The organism is Catenulispora yoronensis (genome assembly GCF_039531695.1).
In the GTDB taxonomy this organism is placed as follows: Bacteria; Actinomycetota; Actinomycetes; order Streptomycetales; family Catenulisporaceae; genus Catenulispora; species Catenulispora yoronensis.
In genome coordinates this window covers 1-510 of sequence record NZ_BAAAQN010000264.1, presented here as the reverse complement: position 1 = coordinate 510, position 510 = coordinate 1, and the positions used below count along the sequence as shown (strand labels likewise).

General features: G+C 47.1%; 1 protein-coding gene. It reads right to left on the bottom strand.

The window, feature by feature from the left end:
- Positions 1-426: 426 nt before the first annotated feature.
- Positions 427-510, bottom strand: an 84-nt coding sequence (locus ABD481_RS47245; protein WP_344672405.1) for a pyrimidine/purine nucleotide monophosphate nucleosidase domain-containing protein, incomplete at its 5' end; no start/stop codon positions are given.

The following is a 510-nucleotide window of genomic DNA, read 5'->3' as shown; positions in this document are numbered from 1 at the left end:
GAAATTTTCTCCGTAATAATTGGGCCGGAAAGATACATTTATATGGTTTATGCATCAGTGATCGCGATCTCAAATGCAATAATCCACTTTCAATGTGCGTATTTTTAGTCCAACAGCCTGTTTCTGGTGATCAGCCAGCGATTTGTGGCGCGAAGGCTACCATTTGCAGCATATGAGATAAAAGCGGAGCGGCGTAATAACGAGGGATTTACTGTAAAAAAGAGAACTAGTCGACGTTTTTGCGCTTAAAACCATTTTTTGCAGTGATAATTGTCGCAGTTTTTACCAACGCAAACGTTTGGCTATGTAGAAATAATTCAGGTGATTGATTAGTAACAGAAAGGTTTTTAGCGCGTTCTGGAAGTCAGAGGAAGAGAGCCCGCCGGGGGCAGGCGTCAGGCGATGCCCCGGCGGGAGAGTGGGAAATCAGGCGATGATTTCGTAGCAAGGAATATAGGCGGTGCCGCCCGGAAGCTTCATGCGGTGCTGGGCGACGAAGCCCTGCAGCAG